5 protein-coding genes are annotated in these 4,100 nt (G+C 43.0%); all 5 read right to left on the bottom strand.

The genetic code is table 11. From position 1 onward, the window contains the following. Nucleotides 1–117: 117 nt before the first annotated feature. The 5 genes from O9332_RS01110 to O9332_RS01090 all read right to left on the bottom strand — a co-directional run bounded on the left by O9332_RS01110 (nucleotide 118) and on the right by O9332_RS01090 (nucleotide 4,069). The gene (locus tag O9332_RS01110) at nucleotides 118–1,269 is read right to left on the bottom strand and encodes a hypothetical protein (protein ID WP_288023312.1); all 1,152 of its coding nucleotides are present in this window, start codon (nucleotides 1,267–1,269) and stop codon (nucleotides 118–120) included. A 302-nt stretch (nucleotides 1,270–1,571) separates the two neighbouring features. Beyond that, nucleotides 1,572–2,342 (bottom strand): peptidoglycan-binding protein, encoded by a 771-nt coding sequence (locus tag O9332_RS01105; RefSeq protein ID WP_002756839.1) that lies wholly within the window; start codon nucleotides 2,340–2,342, stop codon nucleotides 1,572–1,574. A gap of 63 nt (nucleotides 2,343–2,405) precedes the next feature. Beyond that, nucleotides 2,406–3,275 carry a peptidoglycan-binding protein gene (locus O9332_RS01100; RefSeq protein WP_002756841.1) on the bottom strand — a complete coding sequence of 290 codons (870 nt, stop codon included), beginning with the start codon at nucleotides 3,273–3,275 and terminating at the stop codon, nucleotides 2,406–2,408. Between the two features lie 424 nt (nucleotides 3,276–3,699). Next, nucleotides 3,700–3,891, bottom strand: a complete 192-nt coding sequence (locus O9332_RS01095; protein WP_002756843.1) for a type II toxin-antitoxin system HicA family toxin — start codon at nucleotides 3,889–3,891, stop codon at nucleotides 3,700–3,702. Then, nucleotides 3,857–4,069, bottom strand: coding sequence for a hypothetical protein (locus tag O9332_RS01090; protein ID WP_071824951.1), 213 nt, complete (start codon nucleotides 4,067–4,069; stop codon nucleotides 3,857–3,859). Before O9332_RS01090 ends, O9332_RS01095 begins: the two co-directional genes overlap by 35 nt. Between the last annotated feature and the right edge of the window lie 31 nt (nucleotides 4,070–4,100).

Here is a 4,100-nt window from a genome sequence, read left to right as displayed (position 1 = left end):
GGGGTTATAAGGGATGGAACCCTTATATAGAAAGGCATTTGGCGATTTTTGTCAATTATTTTTGATCTAGAGCGAACTAATCAATTAAGTCTCTTGCCAGATAAGGATTTAGTCGATTTATGCCCCCCTATCGAACCATACTAAGTAACGAAGAACCGTGATCGCTGGCTGAAATTGGGGGTCTTTTTGAGGAATATTTGGCATCAATTTACTAAAGTCAATGGGATTACCGCTAAAAATTCCTTTCTCACCGTAAAATGACCTTAGCATCTCTGCAACAATACGCGCTTTGGCAATATACTTTCCATAACTTTCGGGTTGAATATTAGGGTATTGAGAAATTAAGTCTGTTTCTTCCGTCCGTAATTCATCGATTTTTTGGTTGAGTTCTTCGTAAGAATTTGGATCTGTAACTTTCCCTCCTAGATAGACAACGTTGCTCAGTCCAAGAATAGAAAGAAAGTTTTGCGGTAAAGTAAATGTCGCCAAATCTGAACCAATACCGAAAACACCTAAAAATAAGCTAGCAGCTACCAACAAGCTAAAACCTGCTAGTTGAAAGCTGTAAACATCAAATGAACCACCGCTTTTGATTAGGTCGCTCCATTTTGCATCTTCTAATTCTGGTTTTTTCTCGTAACCTTTTTCACCAATGGTCAGCCATTGATGATTTCGCAACCAGGCCCAATTAGAGAATGTCAGTCGTTTGCTTCCCAATGCTATCACCTTGGAACCAGTTGTGCCAACAGCACTGATACCTAGTAGTAAAAGAATATCATTTGATAGCCCACTCAGTTCTTTCTCATTGGACAGAGTGTATAGAAGTCGAAATAGCACCACTAAAGTGAAACCAAAAATTTGAAAATTAGAAAGACTAGCTTTACCAAGGTGTCCTGCTGTCAAAGCTACGGGCTTAATCCATAATTCACGAAAATTATAGTTGTTATCCCAGCTTACCCACAAGACAGTAATTGTATAGAAACCCAAAACACCCCCTAATGCTATTGCTATTGCCAACGCCTGGTCAGAGAACTTCGCAGGAGTCCCAGATTGAGTTTGAGGGGAAGATGTTGCAGCAGCAGTCCGGGAGGGGATTTGAGGGGAAGATGTTGGAGCAGGAGTCGGGGAAGGAGTTTTAGAGGAAGGTGTTACAGAAGGAGTTGGAGAAGGAGTTTGAGCTAAGACGTTGGTAACTAATCCATAGGCAAAAGTCACAAAAACAGTAGTTAGTAATGCAGTAAGCATCCATTTAACAATTGATTTTTTCATTGTCATTCACCTCTTTTTTGGGGATAAAACTGGATCGATGTATGGAGTTTTAAGTTTAATTGTGGCTTTTACCTCCTTTTACAAAAATAGTGGACGATGACATAACGGGGAACTGTTCTTTTAAAAGGAAACGTTCCCAGTTTTGGCGGTCTCGCTCCCCATTCGGCTGTGGTAATGACTTTGGCGGTAAATGGCATAATTAGAAAAAATCTCGGCAATAAAATTGTTTAAAAACTTTGAGCAATAATATAGAGTTGTTGACAATAATTTAGCTCATGCAACAACTCTACTTACTTTGTTAGTCAACTCCAACCACGTAACTGGAACCATCCGGCTCGACTGAGAGTATCTTTGCCATAATTCCGGTTAGCAGTGAAGAAATCAACATCTCCGTGGTCGAGCAAAGCTCTTAGGGCATTTCCAGGTCCAGAATTGTATGCAGCTAAAGCTGCACGGATAAGCTCTTTGCCTTGCAAATTAGTCTTGCGTTGCATAAAAGCTCGGTTGTCAGCAAGAACTTGACAGCCAAAGAGAATGTTCTCTCTGGGATCTTTCCACTTACCAGTAGAGGTAAACTGAGGAAAAGCACGGTCATCAATTTGCATCAGTCCCCGACCGTGACCAAAATCTCCCGTACCAGAAGGGCCAGGTGGATTTAAGAGTAATCCCCAGTGAGATTCTCGTGAACCAATGCCCGCAATCACAGCAATCGGAAAGCCCTGTTGGTTAGCTCCTTCTTCAATAAAAGCTCTAAACTGTTGAGCGGCTTCTAATTGTCTGAGCATGGAAGCATCATTGCGAGCAATTGTCGTGGCAAACACAAGTTCAAGATTGGGAGGTTGCTCGTCTGATAATGCTGCCCAAGTCAGCGGACCGACAATTCCATCATCATCCAAACCACGAGAGCGTTGAAATTGTTTGACAGCCATTTCGGTTGCCTGTCCAAAGAAGCCATCAATAACGACAGCAATTCCTTTGGCATTGAGCAGTTCTTGCAGTTCCATCACTTCGTCTCGAAGTTGAGGAGAAGTGTGGTCAAATCCGTCAAATAAACGTAAGGTTGGACCGATCATTGTGCAAATTCTCCTTGCATTTTGTTTTCGATAGTTTCCATGGTTATTGATGTCAGTTTGCCTTTAGGAAGATGAGAGTCCCAAAGCCGCAAGCGTGGCAGGTCCAACGATGCCATCAACAGGTTGCAATTGTTTCTGTTGTTGAAATGCTTTAACTGCTTCTTCTGTCTTTGGACCAAAGAAACCATCAACTGTTGACTGGAAACCATTGCGGACTAATGCTTGCTGAACTTGACGCACGTCATCTCCTTCCAAAAGTGGGCGCGTGAGTTGCAATAAGCGATCTCCTAGTTCAACGCTACCCCCACCATTAACCCCTGTGTCTAGAGTCGGACCATTAGCAAAGCCATTAGCAGGAGATTTACCGAGACGAGCGGCGGTATTTGGACCCCACTGCCCATCCTCTGCAATCCTGTCATTGGGATTGTTTTGATTCCACAGTTGCTGGAACGCCAGGATAGCAGTTGAGCGAATGTCACGAACCCCAGCACCTTTAAAGTCAAAATGAACCGGATCTGATGGACCTAGCCACTTCCAGCCCTGAGCTTCTAGGAAAGGTCGCCAGCCTGCATGATCTTCAATATCGAGAGCTAATCCACTTTGATGGTTGCTCTTTCCTGGCTCAGCAGCGATAGTAATGCCACATCGATTCGCCTGAGCTTGTTGAAAAAGAAGTAGTTGTTGGGCAATAGTCCGATAAGCGGAGTTGACAATCAGAGTCTGGCCTCGATTGGCAACCGCCCGATCTAGGGCGCGTTTAGCCGCTGGTTGTAAGAATGGCCAAACTGCTTGTCCAAGCCTGATCTTGGGCGAAGAAAAATCAACTAAAGCACCTGAGACAAGTCGATTCATTTGAGCAATGAGTTGCCGATCTAGTCCCCTAACCACTGTCGTGGAACAGCTTGTAGTCCCAGCTTGCGTTACTGTCACCATAAATTTCTTCCTTAGCGAGGGATTCTTAGTTCAACAAGTCCACTTAGGCTAAGGGACTTGCGCTTTGATAATGCACCATTTAGGGCTTGTCTGATTCTTCTACAGAGCGATTTTCTGGCTGGGATATTATTCCTACGCAAGTCCCTAAATACCTGGCGATGTTTAGCTTAAATGGTGGTTCTTTTATCCTACTATCCCACTTCCATCGGTCTAACACCCCTTAATAAGACTTAATATGGCACTGTGGGGTTTAATCACCTCAATTTGGGCATAATTACCGCACAGAGGGGTCTAGCATTGTCTCGCTAACAACAATCACAATCGCCCCAACTCCCGTAAGTTTTTCAAATCCAACTCAAAATCTTCAACATCATAGGAATACAGTGCTATTTGGCGCTGCTTTAAAAGTTGGCGAAAATAGACTTTACCTCGACTCTAAAAACTCTTCTACTGTCAAGTTAATATCGCTCGCAATCTGTCGTAATAATCTAGGTGCAATATCTCGTCCTTTATGAAATGGAACAGTAGTTGCACGTCCATCTTCAGGACAGAACTGTTTATGGGAGCCTTTCTGACGTACCTCAACAAAGCCAAGATTTTCTAAGATACGAACCACTTCCTGTGGTTTCAGAACAGGTATATTGCCGATGGTTACTGTGTACCAACAAATACTGTTTCAAATCTTGGTTCTTCGTTACTTGGTATGGTTCGATAGGGGGGCATAAATCGACTAAATCCTTATCTGGCAAGAGACTTAATTGATTAGTTCGCTCTAGAGCAAAAACAATTGACAAAAATCGCTAAATGCCTTTCTATATAAGGGTT

It is taken from the genome of Microcystis sp. LE19-10.1B (assembly GCF_027530565.1).
In the GTDB taxonomy this organism is placed as follows: Bacteria; Cyanobacteriota; Cyanobacteriia; order Cyanobacteriales; family Microcystaceae; genus Microcystis; species Microcystis aeruginosa.
Note: the sequence above shows the minus strand (reverse complement) of the source record. Positions and strands in the feature narration are given on the sequence as shown.